Origin of the sequence: Ectopseudomonas alcaliphila (assembly GCF_900101755.1) — a bacterium.
GTDB classification, from domain to species: domain Bacteria; phylum Pseudomonadota; class Gammaproteobacteria; order Pseudomonadales; family Pseudomonadaceae; genus Aquipseudomonas; species Aquipseudomonas alcaliphila.
Genome location: NZ_FNAE01000001.1, coordinates 1367960 through 1387423, shown reverse-complemented (window position 1 = coordinate 1387423; position 19464 = coordinate 1367960). Strand labels below are relative to the sequence as shown.

13 protein-coding genes are annotated in these 19464 nt (G+C 64.8%); 6 read left to right on the top strand and 7 right to left on the bottom strand.

Translation table 11 applies throughout. The features are described 5' to 3' along the window. Positions 1-9: 9 nt before the first annotated feature. The 4 genes from aroQ to BLR77_RS06585 all read right to left on the bottom strand — a co-directional run bounded on the left by aroQ (position 10) and on the right by BLR77_RS06585 (position 6283). Complete coding sequence (aroQ, locus tag BLR77_RS06600; RefSeq protein ID WP_074676115.1) at positions 10-456, bottom strand: type II 3-dehydroquinate dehydratase; 447 nt, start codon at positions 454-456, stop codon at positions 10-12. 168 nt (positions 457-624) lie between these two features. Next, positions 625-2424, bottom strand: coding sequence for a protein-disulfide reductase DsbD (gene dsbD / locus BLR77_RS06595; protein ID WP_074676114.1), 1800 nt, complete (start codon positions 2422-2424; stop codon positions 625-627). A 167-nt stretch (positions 2425-2591) separates the two neighbouring features. Then, positions 2592-4556 carry a methyl-accepting chemotaxis protein gene (locus BLR77_RS06590; RefSeq protein WP_074676112.1) on the bottom strand — a complete coding sequence of 655 codons (1965 nt, stop codon included), beginning with the start codon at positions 4554-4556 and terminating at the stop codon, positions 2592-2594. A 113-nt stretch (positions 4557-4669) separates the two neighbouring features. After that, complete coding sequence (locus BLR77_RS06585; protein ID WP_074676110.1) at positions 4670-6283, bottom strand: response regulator; 1614 nt, start codon at positions 6281-6283, stop codon at positions 4670-4672. 257 nt (positions 6284-6540) lie between these two features. On the opposite strand from BLR77_RS06585, the gene BLR77_RS06580 reads away from it, so the two are divergent. From BLR77_RS06580 to speA, 4 genes are all read left to right on the top strand, one after another. Next, positions 6541-7602, top strand: coding sequence for a DUF2333 family protein (locus BLR77_RS06580; protein ID WP_074676108.1), 1062 nt, complete (start codon positions 6541-6543; stop codon positions 7600-7602). Beyond that, a complete protein-coding gene (locus tag BLR77_RS06575) occupies positions 7602-8141 on the top strand; it encodes an NUDIX hydrolase (protein WP_074676106.1) in 540 nt (179 codons plus the stop codon). The genes BLR77_RS06580 and BLR77_RS06575 overlap by 1 nt, the downstream gene beginning before the upstream one ends. A 282-nt stretch (positions 8142-8423) precedes the next feature. After that, complete coding sequence (locus tag BLR77_RS06570; protein WP_074676104.1) at positions 8424-8795, top strand: translation initiation factor Sui1; 372 nt, start codon at positions 8424-8426, stop codon at positions 8793-8795. Positions 8796-8916: 121 nt separating this feature from the next. Then, positions 8917-10830 carry an arginine decarboxylase gene (speA, locus tag BLR77_RS06565; protein WP_074676102.1) on the top strand — a complete coding sequence of 638 codons (1914 nt, stop codon included), beginning with the start codon at positions 8917-8919 and terminating at the stop codon, positions 10828-10830. Positions 10831-10889: 59 nt separating this feature from the next. On the opposite strand, the gene BLR77_RS06560 is transcribed toward speA, so the two are convergent. The 3 genes from BLR77_RS06560 to BLR77_RS06545 all read right to left on the bottom strand — a co-directional run bounded on the left by BLR77_RS06560 (position 10890) and on the right by BLR77_RS06545 (position 13899). Then, complete coding sequence (locus BLR77_RS06560; protein ID WP_074676100.1) at positions 10890-11345, bottom strand: DUF2214 family protein; 456 nt, start codon at positions 11343-11345, stop codon at positions 10890-10892. A 12-nt stretch (positions 11346-11357) separates the two neighbouring features. Next, positions 11358-12395 (bottom strand): GGDEF domain-containing protein, encoded by a 1038-nt coding sequence (locus BLR77_RS06555; RefSeq protein WP_074676099.1) that lies wholly within the window; start codon positions 12393-12395, stop codon positions 11358-11360. A 145-nt stretch (positions 12396-12540) separates the two neighbouring features. After that, positions 12541-13899, bottom strand: coding sequence for an MATE family efflux transporter (locus tag BLR77_RS06545; RefSeq protein WP_074676095.1), 1359 nt, complete (start codon positions 13897-13899; stop codon positions 12541-12543). Between the two features lie 165 nt (positions 13900-14064). Here BLR77_RS06545 and BLR77_RS06540 point away from each other — a divergent pair, with 165 nt between their 5' ends. Both BLR77_RS06540 and BLR77_RS06535 read left to right on the top strand, forming a co-directional pair. After that, positions 14065-18963, top strand: coding sequence for an alpha-2-macroglobulin family protein (locus tag BLR77_RS06540; protein WP_074676093.1), 4899 nt, complete (start codon positions 14065-14067; stop codon positions 18961-18963). Positions 18964-19109: 146 nt separating this feature from the next. Further along, a complete protein-coding gene (locus BLR77_RS06535; protein ID WP_074676091.1) occupies positions 19110-19454 on the top strand; it encodes an endonuclease domain-containing protein in 345 nt (114 codons plus the stop codon). Positions 19455-19464: the final 10 nt, after the last annotated feature.

Genomic DNA, 19464 nt, shown 5'->3' with positions numbered 1-19464 from the left:
GGCTGCGCGTCAGGCGCGCCCGGTCAGTTGTTCGAGTGCCGCTTCCAGGGCCAGCCGATAACCGCTGGCGCCAAGGCCGCAGATCACCCCTACTGCAACGTCGGAAAAGTAGGAGTGATGGCGGAAAGGTTCACGCTTGTGCACGTTGGACAGGTGCACTTCGATGAATGGGATGCTCACCGCCAGCAATGCGTCACGTAATGCGACGCTTGTGTGGGTAAAAGCGGCAGGATTGATCAGGATAAAGTCGACACCTTCACCCTTTGCGGCGTGAATGCGGTCGATCAGTTCGTACTCGGCATTGCTTTGCAGGTACAGCAGATGATGGCCAGCCTCGCGTGCGCGCTGCTCCAGATCCTGATTGATCTCGGCGAGGGTGGTGGCGCCATATTTGTCGGGCTCGCGGGTGCCCAGCATATTCAGGTTGGGGCCGTGTAGCACCAGTAGGGTGGCCATGTACGCGTTCCTTGTTGTTCGGGCTGCGCAGGACTATGCCGCAGCTGCGCGATGTCAGCAATAGTCGACACGATGCCTGCTGTTTGCGGCAGAAATATGACTATAGCGCTGGTTTCGGTCGTTGCCAGGGCATTTGCCAAGAGCGGGCGATGATCGCGTCGACAGCGTTCAACGACCTGCCTGGCGGCTGCTCGCCTGATCCAGGCGGCCGACGAAGGTGGCGGCATTGACCTCACCTACGACACGCAGATCGAGCAATTCGTCACCATTGCCAGCGAACAACTGGATGGCGGGCGGGCCGAACAACTTGTAGCGGTCCAGCAGGGCGCGCTGGGCGGCGTTGCTTTCGGTGATGTCGAAGCGGATCAGGCGCCAGCCGGCCAGTTTGCTGCCCACTTCGGCATTGCCGAATACCTCGCGCTCGATGACCTTGCAGCTGATGCACCAGTCGGCATACCAGTCCAGCAGCAGCGGTTGGCCGCCGGCTTTGGCTTCGGCCAGTGCGGCGTCCAGTTCGGCAGGGCTGCTCAGGGTTTGCCAGGCGCCACTCTTGGCGCTGCTCTGGCTGGCACCGGCCTGCAACTGGCCGAGCGGTTTGAGCGGATCGGTCGCGCCCTGCAGGGCACCGACCCAGGCGGCCAGGGCGTAAACCAGCAGTGCCAGGCCGGCGATCTGGCCGAGCTTCTGCCGATGCGTCTTGGGGCCGAACTCCAGTGCGCCGAGGAACACTGCCACGCCGCCAGCCAGGAGGCCCCACAGGGCCAGGCTGAGACTGCCCGGCAGCACGCGCTCGAGCAGCCAGACCGAAACGGCCAGCAACAGCACGCCGAATGCATTGCGTACGCTGACCATCCAGGTGCCGGTTTTTGGCAGCAGTGCACCACCGCCAACGGCGAACAGCACCAGCGGTGTGCCCATGCCGAGGCCGAGCGCGAGGAGTTTCAGGCCGCCGCCCAAGGCGTCGCCACTGGCGCTGATATAAAGCAGGGCACCGGCCAGCGGCGCCGAAACGCAGGGGCTGACCAGCAGGCTGGAGAGTACGCCGAGCAGGGCGGCATTCAGATGCGAGCCACCATGGGTCTTGCCGGCCAGGCGATCCAGCGGTTCACTGATGAAGCGCGGCAGGCGCAGCTCGAACAGGCCGAACATGGCCAGCGCGAAGAAGGCGAAGAAGGCGGCGAAAGGCACCAATACCCAAGCCGATTGCAGACGCGCCTGTAGGTTGAGGCCTGCGCCGAACAGCCCCATAAGTGTGCCGAGGACGGCGAAACAGATCGCCATCGGCAACACGTAGGCCAGCGACAGAGTCAGGCTGCGAAAGCCCCCCAGTTGCCCGCGCAGCACCACGCCGGACAGGATCGGCAGCATCGGCAGCACACAGGGGGTGAAGGTCAGCGCCAGGCCGCCGAGGAAGAACAACGTCAGTTCTTTCCAGTTCCAGGCTGCAGCCACGTTAGCCACGGTCGACAGGGCGCTTGCCGAGCTCGCCGCCGGCATATCGCCGATCTCGATGAACTCTGTCTCCGGTGGATAGCACAGGCCCTTGTCCGCGCAGCCCTGATAGCCGACCTGCAGGCGCAGCGGGCGCTCATCCGGGTTGTCCAGCGGCACGCGGATATCCAGCACGCCGTAGTACACCTCGACATCGCCGAAGAATTCATCGTGCTTGGCTTCGCCTGCTGGCAATTCGGCTTCGCCGAGCACCAGATCCGCCGGTTCGACACTGAAATTGAAGCGATGGCGATAGAGGTAATAACCCTCGGCCGCGACGAAGCGCAGCGTCACTGCCTGTGCATCGCTGCTTACCAGGCTCAGCTTGAAGGCTTCGCGCACCGGCAGGAAGTCGCTGCTGTTGTTCAGCGGCGCGCCAATCGGCGAGGCGGCAGGGCGCTGGTCGAACAGGTTGGCGCTGGCGGGCAGGCTCAGGCAGAGCAGAAGCAGGGGAAGCAGCAGTCGACGCAGTGACATCGGGCGAATATCTCGGCGAAAGGTGGCGGCATGATACCGGAAAGCGCCCGCCCGTATCGTCGCCGCCGCGCCGGGGCGTCGTTTGCCGGGGATGAGCGGAACCTTGGAGGAGGCCGGCCTTGTCGAGTTCCCGCGCAGATCAAGCCTGCGCTGCCGTGTCGCAGCGGTTAGACGCGAAACGCCTGTACGGCGCTGTGCAACTGGCCGCCAAGGTGCAGCAGGCGCTCGCTTTCGCTGCGTCCGTTGGCGATCAGGCCGAGGTTGTCGTCGCCCAGTTGGTGGATGCGTTCGCCGTGTTCGCGAATCTCGCTGACCGCATCGCTCTGCTGCGCAGTGGCCTCGGCGATACGCCTGGCCATGCTGGCGATGGTGCGTATGGCGCTGACGATCTCGTCCAGCGCGCCGTCGGCTGCCTCGGCTTTGCCGGCAGTGGCTTCGGCGTGCTCGACCTGGGCACGCATGGCCTGCACCGATTGGTGCGCAGCCTGCTGCAGGCGGCCGATCACATCCTGGATTTCCGCCGTGGCGCTGCCGGTGCGTTGCGACAGTGAGCGCACTTCGTCGGCGACCACGGCAAAGCCACGGCCGGCCTCGCCGGCGCGCGCGGCCTCGATGGCGGCGTTGAGGGCGAGCAGGTTGGTTTGTTCGGCGATGCCACGAATCACCGTGAGCACGCTGCCGATGGTGGCGGTCTCGTCGGCCAGGCGCTCGATGGCCTGAGCGTTGCCCTGTACCTCGGTCACCAGTGCATGCAGCCCTTCCAGGCTTTGACCGATGACCTGCTGGCCCTGAACCAGGGCGCGGTCGGCGTCGCGGCTGGCATCGGCGGTCTGGCTGGCGTCCTCGGCGACCTGGCCGATGGTTGCTTCCAGCTCGCTCAATGCGTCGCGGATCAGAGCGGTATCGCCGGCCTGGCGTTCGGCGCCGCCGTGCAGGCCGCCGCTGAGATCGGCCAGGGTACGGCTGGAGCCGGCGACATGCTCGGCATGGCCGCGGATGCTGGCGACCAACTCCACCAGATAGCGGCGCAGGTGATTGAGCGAGTCTTCGATATCGCGTAGCTCGCGGGTGCGGGAATTGATGCTGATCGGCGTCGCGAAATCACCTTTGGCCCACTGTGACAGCGCCGGTACCAGGTGCCCGAGCACCTGTGACAGGCGCCGCTGGATGCGGTCGATGAGCAGGGCGATCAACAGGATCAGGCCGATCATCAGGCCCTGAATCAGCCGGACCTCGCCCTGAATGCGTGCGTATTCGCCTTTTACCAGCGGCTCCAGCGCAGCCAGTGCCTGTTGCACCTGGGTCACACGCTCGGTGGTGGTAATGGCCAGTTGCTGGCGTTGCCCGACCAGCTCGCGGGTACGTTGCAGTTCGCTGGGGTAGCGGCGTACCAGGGTGCCCAGTTCGCGTTTCAGCTCGATGCCGCGGTCCTGCGCCTGCTGTTCCTGCTGTGCGTCATCCAGCCCGAGCAGCGCGGCGAAACCGACGCTGGCAGAGTTGTCGGCCTGTTGCACGCCGAGTAGTGGCAACTTATCCAGCGCTTCTACCTGCTGAGCAAGGGCCTTGAGTTCGCGTTCGACGTCGCCGAGCAGTTCGCTACGGCCCTGATTGGTGAAGCGTTCGCGGGCATGAGCCAGCCTCAGCAGGCGCGAACCGGCTTCCTGCAGCGGTTTGCGATAGTCACCCGCGGCGGGGCTGCTGGCGCCTGCGACGTACTGGGTCAGTTGTTCCAGCGCAGCGAGCATCTCGCGTTCGGCCTGTAGCAGCAGGCCCTGCGGATCACCGGCCAGCTTGCCGGCCGCCAGCAACTGATTGGCGCTGAAGTCGCGCAGTTGCTCCAGGCTTGGGCGCAGCTCGGCGGTCAATTGTCGCGGCAGTTGTTCGATGGATTCGTCGAAGGTGTCGATGGCCTGGGTCGCGGCGCTGTGTTGCACGGCGTTGCCACTGGCCAGGTAGGCCTGAATGTTGTCGGCTACCTCGCGCTGGAACTGTTGCGACAGCGTCAGGTAGCGTTCCATCAGCTGCACCGGTTGCTGCAACGCACGCTGTGACCACCAAAGTGTCGCCGCCAGAGCGACGCAGACGGTGACCAGCAGCAGAGTATTGAGATTGGTGAGTAGCTTGAGGCGCATGACGGGCTCGATCGACGGCTGAACGATGCCCGCGAGGTTATTGCGGTTTGGTTACATCCTGATGACGGTGTGATCCGGGTCACGCTTTGCGTTTGCGCCGGCGAGGCAGTGCGTCAATCGCCGCTGTAAAGCTCCACCCGATTGCGACCACCGTGCTTGGCCTTGTACAGCGCTTCGTCGGCGCGCTTGGACAGCGCGTTGCCGTCCAGGCCTGGCTGCAGCATGGCGATGCCGCAGCTGAAGGTGCAGGACAGGTCCTGCGGCTGGGCCGGGTAGTTGATCTCGGCGAAACGCTGGCGGATTTCATCCAGCACCTTGAGCGCCGACTGCTCGTCGGTGTCGGGCAGTACCACGGCGAACTCTTCGCCACCGTAACGGCCGATATGATCGGTCTTGCGCAGGCGCTGCTTGAGGAACAGCGCCAGGCTCTTGATCACCCGGTCCCCCATGGGGTGACCATAGGTGTCGTTGACCTTCTTGAAGTGGTCGATGTCGAGCATGGCAAAGGCCAGCGGCTGCTCTTCGCGGCGTGCGCGAAAGCAGGCGTCATCGAGCAGTTGCAGGGTATGGGTGTGGTTGTACAGGCCTGTCAGGCTGTCACGCACCATACGTGCCTTGAGGTTGCGCGCACGGGCCGCGCGGTTGCGCACGGTGGCGATCAGGTGGCGTGGTTTGATCGGCTTGGTGAGGAAGTCGTCGCCGCCCTCGCTCATGGCGTCGAGCTGCTTGTCGAGATCGTCCTCGGCCGACAGGTAGATGATCGGCACGCTGACGTAGCGATCGTTGTGGCGGATCACCTTGGCCAGCTCGGTGCCATTGCATTCGGGCATGTACATGTCGAGGATGATCAGGTCCGGCTGGAACTCGGCCAGCGCGTCCATCGCCAGGATGGGCTCGGTCAGGGTGTGAGTGAGGATGCCGGCGCTGTTGAGCACGCGCTCGGTGTGGGTCGCCTGGGCCTTGGAATCGTCGACGATCAGCACCTTGTACGGGTCGTACTGCGAGACGTGGGTCAGCACCTCGATACGTTCGAGCAGGCTCGATGCATCCAGCGAGCCGGTGAAGAATTCCTGGCCACCGGCGCGCACCGCAGCCAGGCGCGTCGGGGTGTCGGTATCGCAGTGGCTGAAGAACAGCAGCGGGATTTTCTGCTCCAGACCTTCTTGCACCGAGTTGGCCAGCTCCAGGCCTGCGCCGGCGAAGTCGACGTCCATGACGATGGCGGCCGGGTGGCGCTCGCTGATGGCGGCACGGAAGGCGCGCTCATCGCTCAGGGCCTGTGCGGCCAGCCCGAAGAATTCCAGTTGCTGGGCCAGGCGCTCGGCGCGCTGGGCATCCTGCAGGGCGAGATAGACCGGTTTACGCAGTGGCGGTAGGAAGGTCTGTTCGAAGGCATCGCTATGACGCAGGCCGGTTCTCGACAAGCGCTGCATGGCCTGATTGAGGCGGGCGATCAGCGTGCTGTTGAGGCGACCGCGATTTTCCATCACTTCATCGAGGCTGACGCCAATGCTCTGCGCCAGCTGGGCGTGCTCGATCTGTTCGAAACGCTCGGCATAACGCAGCAGTCGCAGGTTGGCTTCGCTCAGCTCAGCCATGCCGGCATCGTTCCATTCGCTGCGTTGCAGGCGCTGCCAGACTTCCAGCACCTGGCGTGCCTGGTGAATGACGCGCTGGGCGAAATGGTGCTTGAGGCGATCCCGACTGGGATCCGGGTGCTCGGTCATGGGCCGACTTCTATAGATGGTTAAGTCAGTGGTGGCTTGATGCTATCACTTGCTGGCGGCGCTGACATTGCCGTCGATCAATTGGCGCCGGTATTTCTGTCGAATAAGCGACAGAAAATTAGTTTTCCCTTACCAGCGGTAAGTTTGCCCCTCTGCCCTGCGTTTTGCTGTGGGCTTGCCTTATAGTGCGTAGCAGGTCGCAACCCGTTGGCCGGGTTGTGGTCGAACACTCGAATTCGCTTGAAAAGGACACTGCCATGCTGGACTGGAAGAATCGCGCGACGAACTCGCTAGACGGCGCCGACAAGGCCTCAGGGGGCGGCCGCAGTGGCGGCAGCCTGATCGCTCGAGCCCTGGGCGGCCTGATCGGTGTCTATCTGCTGATCGCCCTGGTGGTCGGCTGGTACTGGAGTCAGGAGCCGTCTGCTTTCCAGGTGCAGCAGCATGCCCAGAATGCGGCGCAGCAGGCGCAACGGCAGATGGTGACCGGTTACACCACGGTGGAAACCCTCAAGCAGGTCGCTAGCACGCTGCTCGACAAGCCGGGCGGCTACCTGTCCAACGACCTCGCACCGCCCGGCCTGTGGTTGGACAACATGCCGAGCTGGGAATACGGTGTGCTGGTGCAGGTGCGCGATTTCTCCCGTGCGCTGCGCAAGGATTTCGCCCGTTCGCAGTCGCAATCGACCGAAGATCCGGATCTGGCCAAGGCCGAGCCGCGCTTCCACTTCGACAACAAGAGCTGGGCATTGCCGGCGTCCGAGTCCGAGTACCGCGAGGGCATCAAGTCGCTGGATCGCTACCTGGCTCGTCTGGCCGACCCGGCGCAGAGAAACGCGCAGTTCTACGCCCGTGCCGACAACCTCAACAACTGGTTGGGTGATGCCGGCACCCGTCTTGGCTCGCTGTCCCAGCGCCTGTCCGCCAGTGTCGGTCAGGTGCGCCTGAACGAGAAGCTGCAGGTGGGCAGCGATGCCGAAGAGTCCGGGCTGATTGGCGAAGGCGGTGTTTACGAGACGCCCTGGCTGCAGATCGACAACGTGTTCTACGAGGCTCGTGGCCAGGCCTGGGCGCTGGCTCACCTGCTGCGTGCCATCGAAGTGGACTTCGCCGACGTGCTGGCGAAAAAGAATGCCACCGTCAGCGTGCGCCAGATCATTCGTGAGCTGGAGGCCGCGCAGGCCACGCTGTGGAGCCCGATGATCCTCAATGGCAGCGGTTACGGTGTTCTGGCCAATCACTCACTGGTGATGGCCAACTACATCTCGCGTGCCAACGCCGGCATGATCGACCTGCGTCAGTTGCTGAGCCAGGGGTGATGGCCGCGATTTCGGCAGCGGAGGCGGCGCATCGCGCTGCCTCCGACAATGAGCGGGTGGCCTGGGTCGATGAACATGACCAACCACTGGGCGGCGTTTCTCGCGCCGAGCTGCGCGAGCGTCGGCTGATCGGGCGCGGCACCTACATCCTGCTGTTCAACTCCGCCGGGCTGCTGTGCGTGCATCGGCGTACCTTGAGCAAGGCGCTGTATCCCGGCTACTGGGACGTCGCAGCCGGCGGCATGGTGCTCGAAGGCGAGGACTACCGACTTTCCGCCGAGCGTGAGTTGGCCGAGGAGCTGGGCATCGCCGAAGCCCAACTGGTCGAGCATGCGCACTTTCTCTATGACGCCCCGGAAAGCCGCCTGTGGTGCATGGCCTATTCGGCGGTATCCGATGCGCCGCTGGTGTTGCAGCCGGAAGAAGTACTGGAAGCGCGCTTTATCAGCGTTGAGCAGGCGCTGGAAGAAACCCATCGTTTGCCGTATTGCCCGGATTCGCTGGCGGCGCTGGAGCGATACCTGGCGGCAGGTTCGTAGGGTGCGCCGTGCGCACCGCCTCTACCTCTGGATGTGGGGCCCTGGTGCGCACGCCACCCTGCGGCGTCGCGGATTTCGAGCGCTTTGTGCGTGATGGCGAACAGGGTCGCCAAAGTGCCGCACAATGACGCAAATCCATACTTAGCAAGCGCCGCCTTTGCCGTTACACTGCGCGGCCTTTTCGGCGGACGTCTGTCCGCTTGCGCTGCCCCTGCCTGAGTGGGGCTTCGCGGTCGACATCGGTCGGCCAGTCGCTATCCTGACCCCTACGAGGACAAGCCGGTGGTCAAGAAAGCCTCTTCATTTTCCGCCCTGAGCGGTCTCGTCTATTCCACCGATGGCGGTCGTCATTGCCCGGATTGCAACCAGGCGGTGGACGCCTGCATCTGCAAGCAGACGCGCATTCCCGAAGGTGACGGCATCGCCCGCGTGCGCCGTGAAACCAAGGGGCGCGGCGGCAAGACCGTCACCACCGTCAGCGGCGTGCCGCTGGCCGAGGAACCGCTCAAGGAACTGGCCAGTGCGTTGAAGAAACGCTGCGGCACCGGCGGTGCGCTCAAGGACGGCGTGATCGAGATCCAGGGTGACCACGTCGACCTGCTGTTGGCCGAGCTGAGCAAACGCGGGTTTACCGCGAAGAAGTCCGGCGGCTGAAGCTCCATTTCCTAAACTTCGATGGTGCTCATGCGGTCAACCGCCGAGCAAACGTCATCTTGCTTTCATCATTTCTAAACTGGCCGCCAGCAAGGTCAGGCTTTTCTCATGGGAGAACCCGATGTCCGCACGACGCACCCGCAAAGACGACGGCAGCCAATGGACCGTAGCCGATAGCCGTAGTGTCTACGGCATTCGCCACTGGGGCGCCGGCTATTTCTCGATCAACGATGCCGGACGCATCGAAGTGCGTCCCAATGGGCCGGACAGCCAGCCCATCGATCTCTATCAGCAGGTCGACGAGCTGCGTCAGAGCGGCCTGTCGCTGCCGCTGCTGGTTCGCTTCCCGGACATCCTGCAGGACCGTGTTCGTCGCCTGACCGGTGCTTTCGACGCCAGTATCGAGCGCCTGGAATACCAGAGCCGCTACACCGCGCTGTACCCGATCAAGGTCAACCAGCAGGAGGCGGTGATCGAGAACATCATCGCCACGCAGAACGTCTCCATCGGCCTCGAGGCCGGCTCCAAGCCCGAGTTGCTGGCCGTGCTGGCGCTGGCGCCGAAGGGCGGCACCATCGTCTGCAACGGTTACAAGGACCGCGAGTTCATCCGCCTGGCGCTGATGGGGCAGAAGCTCGGCCACAACGTGTTCATCGTCATCGAGAAGGAATCGGAAGTCGCCCTGGTGATCGAGGAGGCGGCCGAGCTCAAGGTCGCGCCGCAGATCGGCCTGCGCGTGCGCCTGTCCTCGCTGGCATCCTCCAAGTGGGCTGACACCGGTGGCGAGAAGTCCAAGTTCGGCCTGTCTGCCGCACAGATCCTTTCGGTGGTCGAGCGCTTCCGCGCGGCCGGGCTGGATCAGGGCGTCCGCCTGCTGCACTTCCATATGGGGTCGCAGATCGCCAACATCGCCGACTACCGCAAGGGCTTCCGCGAGGCCATCCGCTACTACGGCGAGCTGCGCGCCATGGGCCTGCCGGTCGATCACATCGACGTCGGCGGCGGCCTCGGTGTGGACTACGACGGCACCCACTCGCGCAACGCCAGCTCGATCAACTACGACATGCAGGACTACGCCGACGCCGTGGTCGACATGCTCAAGGAGTTCTGCGACCGCCAGGAAATCCCCCATCCGCACATCTTCTCCGAGAGCGGCCGGGCCATGACTGCGCACCATGCGGTACTGCTGGTGCAGGTCACCGACGTCGAGCGGCATAACGACAAGGTGCCGGAGATCGATGCGAGCGTCGAGCAGCCGGAAATCCTTCAGGTGCTGATCGAACTGCTGGAAGACAGTGACCCGGAAATGGTCGCCGAAACCTACTGGCGTGCCACCCACTACATCGAGGAAGTGGCCGCGCAGTATTCGGCCGGCAAGCTGAGCCTGGCGCAGAAGGCCCTGGCCGAGCAGTGCTACTTCGCCATCTGCCGTCGCCTGCACAACCAGCTCAAGGCGCGTCAGCGCTCGCACCGTGCAGTGCTCGACGAGCTCAACGACAAGCTCGCCGACAAGTACATCTGCAACTTCTCGGTATTCCAGAGCCTGCCGGATACCTGGGCCATCGGCCAGATCCTGCCGATCCTGCCGCTGTCGCGCCTCGATGAGGAGCCGCTGCGCCGCGCCGTGCTGCAGGACCTGACCTGCGACTCCGACGGCAAGATCCGCCAGTACGTCGACGAGCAGTCCATCGAAACCAGCCTGCCGGTGCACGAGCTGCGCGAGGGCGAGGATTACGTGCTGGGCATCTTCCTGGTCGGTGCGTATCAGGAAATTCTTGGCGACATGCACAACCTGTTCGGTGACACCGACTCGGTGAACATCTACCAGGGCACTGATGGCAGCGTGGTGCATGCCGGTATCGAGACCCACGACACCATCGAGGACATGCTGCGCTACGTGCACCTGTCGCCGGAAGAGCTGATGACCCACTACCGTGACAAGGTGGCCAGTGCCCGCATCAGCGCCCGTGAGCGTACCCAGTTCCTCGATGCCTTGCGTCTGGGCCTGACCCGCTCGTCCTATCTGTCTTCATAACCGGCCAGGCCGTATCTGTGGGAGGCGCTTTAGCGGCGATGCTTTGCGCTTCTCGCGGTTCAGCCAATGACGCCATAACCGCGCGCCATCAGCGCCGCCAGCAGCGGGATCGCCAGCAACAGCAGCAGCTCGATGCGGATGCTCCAGGTCACCAGGCGTACCTGCCGGGCGCTGGGCGTGGGCACCTGGCCTGCCTTCACGGGTTTGCGCCATTTGATGAACACCACCGTGGGCAGGATCGACAGCAGACCAACCAGGACGAACAGGCCGAGCTTGGCATGGAACAGGCTGTTGCTCATGTAGTAGGCGGCGCCCTTGCTGAACCACAGCACGCGGGCGATACCGGTGACCAGCACCAGACCGGCGCAGATGCCATAGGCCAGGTCGCTGATCATCAGGCTGCGCGCACGGGACAGGTCCAGCGGCGCCTTGAACAACACATGTTCGATGCTCAGCAGGGCGAACAGGGCGAAGATCGACAGGTAGTGCAGGTAAGCGACGAACGCGGCAGCCATGTGTGCTTCCTTTCAGTGGGGGCAGGGGGCGAACTCGGTGCGGTTGCGGCCGCCGTGCTTGGCCCGGTACAGCGCCTGATCGGCACGTTTGAGCGCGTCCACGGCGCTCTCGCCGGGGCCGAGCAGGGCACAGCCGAGGCTGGCGGTCTGCTGCAACTGGGCGTCTTCCAGCTGCATCGGCTGGCTGGCGATGGCCAGGCGGATGCGCTCGGCAATCTGCAGCAGCTCCTGCTCGTCGTGCACCTGGGTGAGGATGACGAACTCCTCGCCGCCGTTGCGGGTGACCACATCCTGCGGGCGCACGGCACTGCTCATGCGTCGCGCGCTTTCCCACAGCACGTGGTCGCCGCCATCGTGGCCATGCCTGTCGTTGACCTGCTTGAAGTGATCCAGGTCGCAATAGATCAGGCCCAGGCGCAGTTGGTGGTGCTCGGCAGCGGCTTGCTCCAGCGGCAGGAAGTGCAGCAGCCCGGCGCGATTCCAGAGCTGGGTCAGCGCATCGAGCATGCCCTTGCGCTGCTCGCGGCTGAGGGCATCGCGCAGGTCACTGGCCTGTTGCGAGCAGTGCTGCAGGTGCAGGTAGTTTTCGGTGAGGTAGGCCAGGTCGCGTAGCTTGAATCGATCCTGGTGGTCGAATTGACGTGGCAGCGGGTCTGCCACGCACAGGGTGCCCAGCGGCATGCCGTCGGCATCGCGTAGCGGCCAGCCGGCATAGAAGCGCACATCAGGCGTGTTGAGTGCCAGTTCGGTGCCGGCGAAACGTTGGTCTACCTGGCTGTCTTCGACGATCAGCGGCTCGTCATGCAGGACCACGTGTGAGCAGTAGGACAGGCTGCGCTCCGTCTCCGCGACGTCCAGCCCCTGGCGACTCTTGAACCATTGACGATCACGGTCGACCAGCGTGACCAGTGCCATTTTTACCTGGAACAGGTCGTGGGCCAGGCGGGTCAGGGTATCGAGATAGGGATCGGCAGGTGTGTCGAGCAGCTCCAGGCGATCGAGTGCCTGCTGGCGTTCGGTTTCATTGGCGGGCAGCGGGACGCTGAGCATGGGCGATCTCTCCTGGCAGGCTGTTGAAAAACTACCTGCGTTGACAATACTGCGTTAAAAACGGCCTCAAAATGCTCATTTACAACTCGTAAATTGCGCTTTTTCGGCCGTTTTTGCCTTGTCTTGCCTGCCTCGCCTACGTTTTTCAACGGCCTGCTAATGCCGGGGAAGGGAACCACAGGTCGCGACGGCTCAATTGCCAAGCATAGCCAGCCAGTACCAGGCTGCGCAGCCCCATGAATGCCAGAAATGCCAACCACAGCCCGTGATTGCCCAGGCTTTGCAGCCACCAGGCCGGCGGCAGGGACAACGCCAGGGCGATAAGCATGGCGTTGCGCATTTCCCTGGCGCGGGTGGCACCGATGAACAGGCCATCGAGCAGGTAGCTCCACACCGCCAGCAGCGGCAGCAGCGCCAGGTAGGGCAGGAAGTTCAGAGCCAGTTCGCGGACCTCGGCAATGTTGGTGAGCATGCCGACGAACCAGTGCCCGCCGAACAGGAAGAACAGGGCGAAGCCGACGCTGACCAGCAGTGACCAGGCGCCGGCTACCAGTAGCGAGCGGCGCAGCGCAGCGCGATCACGCGCGCCCAGGGCGTGGCCGCAGAGGGCTTCGACGGCATGCGCCAGGCCGTCCAGCGCGTAGGCTGTCAGCGTCAGGCCATTGAGCAGCAGCGCATTGGCCGCCACCGTGGCATCGCCGAGGCGCGTGCCTTTCACGGTGATCAGGAAGAACACCAGTTGCAGCGCCAGGGTGCGTATGAAGATGTCGCGATTGACCGCCAGCAACGGGCGCCAGTTGCTCCAGCGTTTCAGCGCGCTGCTGTCGAGGCGCCCCGGATAGCGACCCAGCGCGCCACGGACCAGCCACAGGCCAAGCAGGGCGCCACTCCATTCGGCGATCACCGAGGCCCAGGCCGCGCCGGCCACGCCCCATTCGAGGCCGAGCACGAACAGCAGATCGAGCGTCACGTTGATCAGGTTGGCCGTCAGCAGAATGGCCAGCGGGCCACGGGCGCTCTGCGTGCCCAGCAGCCAGCCGATCAGGGCGTAGGTTGCCAGGCTGGCGGGCAGGCCGAGCAGGCGGATGTGGAAATACTGGCGCGCCAGTTGGTCCAGCTCGGCCGATGGCTGCATCAGGCTCAGCGCGGCGCTGCTGAAGGGCAAGGCCAGCAAACCGAGGAGCAGTGCCAGCAATACGCCCAGGCCGAGCCCTTGCACCAGTACCTGACGTAACGCGCCGCCATCCTCGCGGCCTGCAGCCTGGGCGGCGAAGCCGGTGCTGCCCATGCGCAGAAAGCCCATGGCCCAGGTCAGCAGGGTGTAGAGGCTGCCGCCCACCGCCACGGCTGCCAACTGGTGGGCATGCGGCAGGTGGCCGACCACGGCGGTGTCGACCAGCGCCACCAGCGGCACCGAGAGATTGGAGAGAATCATCGGCGCTGCCAGCGCCCAGACCTTGCGCTGGGTCGGGGCGTGGCGCCAGGCATCGAGCAGGGCGGACATTGGCGGCTCCGGCAAAGCGCCGATTATAGGCACAGCGCTGGCGTGGTCGCACGTCGCCTCGGGAGTGTGAGAGGCTTGGCTAATTCTTCTATTTGGCTCGTCGCTCTGGCAGGGCGCCTCGGCTATAGTTGTCGGCCTCTGCGCCCCCTGATTCTGGAGCCCGCAATGCCGAACAAAGGACTGCTTCTGGCCATGGTGCTGACCCTGCTCAGCGCCTGTGATTCCTCCCAACCGCCCGCCACGGTGACCCCCGCCGCCCCTGCTGCGCAACAGCCGCAGGCGCCGAAGCCGGCGGTTGACCGCGAAGCGCTGGCCAAGCGCTACGCCGGGCGCGAGCTGGAGGTGGTCGACGTCTCCGAAGTGCAGCTTGATGGCGCCAGCGCGCTGTCGGTGACCTTCTCCATCCCGCTGGACCCCGAGCAGCCGTTCGCCGAGCGTCTGCACCTGGTCGACAGCACCGCCGGCAAGGTCGACGGCGCCTGGGAGCTGACCGACAACCTCAGCGAGCTGCGCCTGCGCCACCTGGAGCCCAAGCGCAAGCTGGTGCTGACCATCGATGCCGGCCTGAAGTCGATCAATGGCGGCAAGCTCGCTGGCGAGCATGTCAGCCGTTTCGAAACCCGTGACCTGCAGGCCAGCGTCGGCTTCGCCAGCCGTGGTTCGCTGTTGCCTACACGCCTGGCCGAAGGTCTGCCGGTGATCGCCCTGAACGTCGACAAGGTCAACGTCGAGTTCTTCCGTATCAAGCCCGAGGCACTGCCGCGCTTCCTGTCTCGCTGGGGGCGTTCCAGCAATCTGGATACCTGGGAGGCGCGCGAGATTCTGCCGATGGCCGATCTGGTCTATGGCGGGCGCTTCGATCTCAACCCGGCGCGCAACACCCGCGAAACCCTGCTCTTGCCCATCGCCGGCCTCGAGCCGTTCAAGCAGCCGGGTGTGTACCTGGCCGTGATGCGCGAGGCTGGCAGCTACAGCTACTCGCAGCCGGCGACCCTGTTTTCCCTGAGTGATATCGGCCTGTCCGCGCATCGATATCGTGATCGTCTGGACGTATTCACCCAGGCGCTGGAAGGTGGCAAGGCGCAGTCCGGCGTGCAGCTCGAACTGCTCGACGGCGACGGCGCGCTGCTCGCCGAAGGCAAGACCGATTCGGCTGGCCATGCGCAACTGCCGCTGCCCGCCAAGGCCCAGGTGCTGGTGGCCAAGCAGGACGAGCAGACCAGCCTGCTGCGCCTGAACACCCCGGCGCTGGATCTGGCCGAGTTCGATATCGCCGGTCCCAAGGCGCACGCGCTGCAATTCTTCGTGTTCGGCCCGCGCGATCTGTATCGCCCCGGCGAGACGGTACTGCTCAACGGCTTGCTGCGCGATGCCGACGGCAGCCCGGTCAAGGCTCAGCCGGTCAGCGTCGAGGTGCGCCGCCCGGACGAGCAGATCAGCCGCAAGTTCGTCTGGAACGCAGGCGATGACGGTCTCTATCAATACCAGCTGCCGCTCGCCGAAGAGGCGCCGACCGGGCGCTGGCAGTTGTTGCTCGACCTGGGCGACGGCAGCCCGCAGCTTTACGAATTCCTCGTCGAGGACTTCCTGCCCGAGCGCATGGCCCTGGAGCTCAAGGGGCAGGAGCAGCCCTACGCACCGAGCGACAGCGCCGAGTTCGCGGTGACCGGGCGTTACCTCTACGGTGCGCCGGCTGCCGGCAACCGTCTGACCGGACAGCTTTATGTGCGGCCGCTGCGTGAGGCGGTGGCAGGCCTGCCGGGTTATCAGTTTGGCGATATCACCGAGGCCGACCTGAGCCAGGATCAGGAACTCGACGAGCAGAATCTGGATGACCAGGGCCGCGCCGTGTTACGCCCGGAAAATCGCTGGAGCGACGCCAAGTCGCCGCTGCGCCTGATTCTCCAGGCCAGCCTGCAGGAGTCCGGTGGCCGCCCGATCACCCGTCGCATCGTCCAGCCGGTATGGCCGGCCGAGCGCCTGCCGGGCCTGCGCGGGCTGTTCGACGGTGAGGAAGTCGATGCCGACAGCCTGGCCGAGTTCGAGATTCTGGTGGCCGACGCGGCCGGCAACAAGCTGGCTGCCGACAACCTCAAGGTGCGCCTGGTGCGCGAGCGCCGCGACTACTTCTGGAGCTTCTCCGACGGTGAAGGCTGGCGTCACAACTACAACGAGAAGTTCCTCACCCTCAGCGACGAGCCGCTGAAGGTCGCCGCTGGCGGCACCGCCAAGGTCAGCTTCCCGGTGGAGTGGGGTCCGTACCGGCTCGAGGTGGTGGACAACCAGACCGGCCTGCTCAGCAGCATGCGTTTCTGGGCTGGCTACCGCTGGCAGGACAACGCCGATGGCGGCGCGGTGCGCCCGGACCAGGTCAAGCTGGCGCTGGACAAGCCGGCCTATGCCGCCGGCGAGGTGGCCAAGATCACCGTCACCCCGCCGGCTGCCGGCAACGGCTACCTGCTGGTCGAATCCAGCGAAGGCCCGCTGTGGTGGCAGGAAATCAGCGTGCCGGCAGACGGCAAGACCTTTGAGCTACCGATCGACAAGAAATGGGCGCGCCACGATCTCTATCTCAGTGCCCTGGTGATTCGCCCCGGCGAGCGCAAGGCGCAGGTCACCCCGAAGCGCGCCGTTGGCCTGCTGCACCTGCCGCTGGAGCGCGCCCCGCGCAAGCTGGCGCTGAGCCTGGAAGCGCCGGAAAAGATGCGGCCCAAGCAGCCGCTGAAGGTCAAGGTCAGCGCGCGTAACGCCGACGGCAGCATTCCCGAGAAGGTGCATGTGCTGGTCGCCGCGGTCGACGTGGGCATCCTCAACATCACCAGCTACGCCACCCCCGATCCCTTCGCCAACTTCTTCGGGCGCAAGGCCTATGGTGCCGATCAGCTGGATATCTATGGTCAACTGATCGAGGCCCAGGGGCGTGTCGCCAGCCTGGCCTTCGGTGGTGACGCCGGCCTTGCCGCCGGTGGCAAGCGCCCGGATACCAGCGTACTGATCGTCGCGCTGCAGAGCGATGCACTGAAGCTGAACGACAAGGGCGAAGGCGAAGTCAGCCTGGATATCCCCGATTTCAATGGCGAGCTGCGTCTGATGGCGCAGGCCTGGACCGACGAGCGCTTCGGTATGGCCGAGGCCAAGACAGTGGTGGCCGCGCCGCTGATCGCCGAGCTGTCGATGCCGCGCTTCCTCGCCGGGGGTGACGAAACCACCCTGGCGCTGGACCTGACCAACCTGTCCGGTGCCGAGCAGCAACTCGACGTGCAACTGGGCGTCGAAGGTCAGCTGCGTCTGCTCGGCAAGGGGGGCTCGCCGATCAGCCTGAAGGATGGCCAACGCACCACCTTGCGCATTCCGGTGCGCGCCGAAGGCGGCCTGGGCCAGGGCCGTATCCATGTCGAGGTGCAGGGCCTGGCACTGCCGAACGAGGCGCTGGGTGACTTCAGCCGCGAATGGACGCTGGGTATTCGCCCGGCTTACCCGGCGCAACTGCAACACTTCCGCGCCGTCCTGGGAGAAGGCGAGCCCTGGAGCATGCCGGCTGGCACCCTCAACCAGTTCGAGCCTGCCGGGCTGGAGGCCGTGTTGGCCCTGTCGAGCCGGCCGCCGCTGAACCTCGGTGAGCAGATTCGTGCGCTCAAGGCCTACCCCTACGGCTGCCTGGAGCAGACCACCAGCGGCCTGTACCCGTCGCTCTACGCCGACGCCGCGAGTCTCAAGCGCCTGGGCCTCGAGGGCGAGCCGGACGAGCAACGCCGCAAGAGCATCGAGCTGGGAATCGAGCGTCTGCTTGGCATGCAACGACACAACGGTGGCTTCGGCCTGTGGAGCGCCGAGAGCGAAGAGGAATACTGGCTGACCGCCTATGTCACCGACTTCCTCCTGCGCGCTCGCGAGCAGGGCTTCGGCGTACCGCCGGAAGCGCTGAAGAAGGCCAGTGATCGCCTGCTGCGCTACCTGCAGCAGAGCAGCCTGATCGAGGCCAGCTACAGCCAGGACTTCGCCCACACCCGCTTCGCCGTACAGGCCTATGCCGGTTACGTTCTGGCCCGCAGCCAGCAGGCGCCGCTGGGCGCGCTGCGCAGCCTGTTCGACCGCCGCAGCGAAGCACGTTCCGGTCTGCCGTTGGTGCACCTGGCCGCCGCGCTGAAACTGATGGGCGATGCGCCGCGTGCCGAGCAGGCGTTGAACCAGGGGCTGATTCAGCAGCGCGATGGCGAGCGCTGGATGGCCGACTACGGCAGCCCATTGCGTGACCAGGCGCTGATCCTCGCCCTGCTGGAAGAGCACGACCTGGCGGCCGGGCAGCGCGAGCAGCGTCTGTTCAACCTGGCGGATGAACTGGCCGGCCAGCGCTGGCTGTCGACCCAGGAGCGCAATTCGCTGTTCCTCGCCGGCCGCGGCATTCTCGGCAAGCCGGAGCAGGCCTGGAGCGCCAAACTGGCCAGTGGCGCCTTCCAGTTCGAGCTGAGCAACCAGCAGCCGGGCATCAAGCTGGAGCGCGCCGAGCTGGCCGAGCCACTGAGTGTGAGCAATGCTGGCAGCACCACGCTGTATCAGCAGCTGACGCTTTCCGGTTACCCGAGCCAGGCGCCGCGTGCCGGTGGTGAGAACCTCAGCATCGAGCGCGAGTACCTTGGCATGGACGGCCGTCCGCTCGATCTGCAACGCCTGAATAGCGGCGAACTGGTGCTGGTGCACCTGGCCGTGCGGGCCAAGCAGCGCGTACCGGATGCACTGGTCGTCGACCTGCTCCCGGCTGGCCTGGAGCTGGAGAACCAGAACCTGGCGCAAAGCGCAGCGAGCCTCGATGACGCCGGCAGCAACGTCAAGGAGTGGCGTCGTTCGATGCAGAATGCGCGGATCAAACACCAGGAATATCGCGGCGACCGCTACGTGGCAGCGGTGGACGTGGAAGGCTACGGCACCACCCATCTGCTCTACCTGGCCCGCGCGGTGACGCCTGGCAGCTACCGCGTACCGCCACCGCAGGTGGAGTCCATGTACCGGCCGAGCTGGCAGGCATTGGGCAGTGCGCCGGATAGTCTGGTGGTGAGGGGGCGTTAAAAGCGACCCTCTCCCCCAGCCCCTCTCCCGCAAGCGGGAGAGGGGAGCACATCGGCGCGCGGCCCTTAGACATTGCACGGACAAGCTCCCTCTCCCATTTATGGGAGAGGGTTGGGGAGAGGGCAAAAAAGGTTCAAGGAGGAACCATGACCTTACTCGACAACGCCAAACGCCTTAGGCACGAGATGACCGATGCCGAGCAACGGCTCTGGTATTACCTGCGCGCTCACCGTTTCCTAGGCCTGAAGTTCAAACGGCAGAAACCCATTGGCCCTTACATCGTCGATTTCATCTGCACCGAACGCTGGCTGGTCATCGAGTTGGACGGTGGTCAACATCAGCAGCAGACCGACTACGACCAACATCGTGGACGTTATCTGGAGAGTCGAGGTTATCGTGTTCTGCGTTTCTGGAATCATCAGGTACTGGCAGAAACGGAGGCTGTGCTTGAGCAGATTCGCCTTGAAATCGGCGAGCAAGACGGTTTGTGAGCGTCACCGC

What these genes read in the sequence shown, in the direction of transcription:
- dsbD (WP_074676114.1), bottom strand. Translation starts at nt 2,424, where the DNA reads ATGTCACTGCGTCGACTGCTGCTTCCCCTGCTTCTGCTCTGCCTGAGC.
- BLR77_RS06575 (WP_074676106.1), top strand. Translation starts at nt 7,602, where the DNA reads ATGGCCGCGATTTCGGCAGCGGAGGCGGCGCATCGCGCTGCCTCCGAC.
- BLR77_RS06545 (WP_074676095.1), bottom strand. Translation starts at nt 13,899, where the DNA reads ATGTCCGCCCTGCTCGATGCCTGGCGCCACGCCCCGACCCAGCGCAAG.
- BLR77_RS06585 (WP_074676110.1), bottom strand. Translation starts at nt 6,283, where the DNA reads ATGACCGAGCACCCGGATCCCAGTCGGGATCGCCTCAAGCACCATTTC.
- BLR77_RS06555 (WP_074676099.1), bottom strand. Translation starts at nt 12,395, where the DNA reads ATGCTCAGCGTCCCGCTGCCCGCCAATGAAACCGAACGCCAGCAGGCA.
- aroQ (WP_074676115.1), bottom strand. Translation starts at nt 456, where the DNA reads ATGGCCACCCTACTGGTGCTACACGGCCCCAACCTGAATATGCTGGGC.
- speA (WP_074676102.1), top strand. Translation starts at nt 8,917, where the DNA reads ATGTCCGCACGACGCACCCGCAAAGACGACGGCAGCCAATGGACCGTA.
- BLR77_RS06590 (WP_074676112.1), bottom strand. Translation starts at nt 4,556, where the DNA reads ATGCGCCTCAAGCTACTCACCAATCTCAATACTCTGCTGCTGGTCACC.
- BLR77_RS06535 (WP_074676091.1), top strand. Translation starts at nt 19,110, where the DNA reads ATGACCTTACTCGACAACGCCAAACGCCTTAGGCACGAGATGACCGAT.
- BLR77_RS06540 (WP_074676093.1), top strand. Translation starts at nt 14,065, where the DNA reads ATGCCGAACAAAGGACTGCTTCTGGCCATGGTGCTGACCCTGCTCAGC.
- BLR77_RS06580 (WP_074676108.1), top strand. Translation starts at nt 6,541, where the DNA reads ATGCTGGACTGGAAGAATCGCGCGACGAACTCGCTAGACGGCGCCGAC.
- BLR77_RS06560 (WP_074676100.1), bottom strand. Translation starts at nt 11,345, where the DNA reads ATGGCTGCCGCGTTCGTCGCTTACCTGCACTACCTGTCGATCTTCGCC.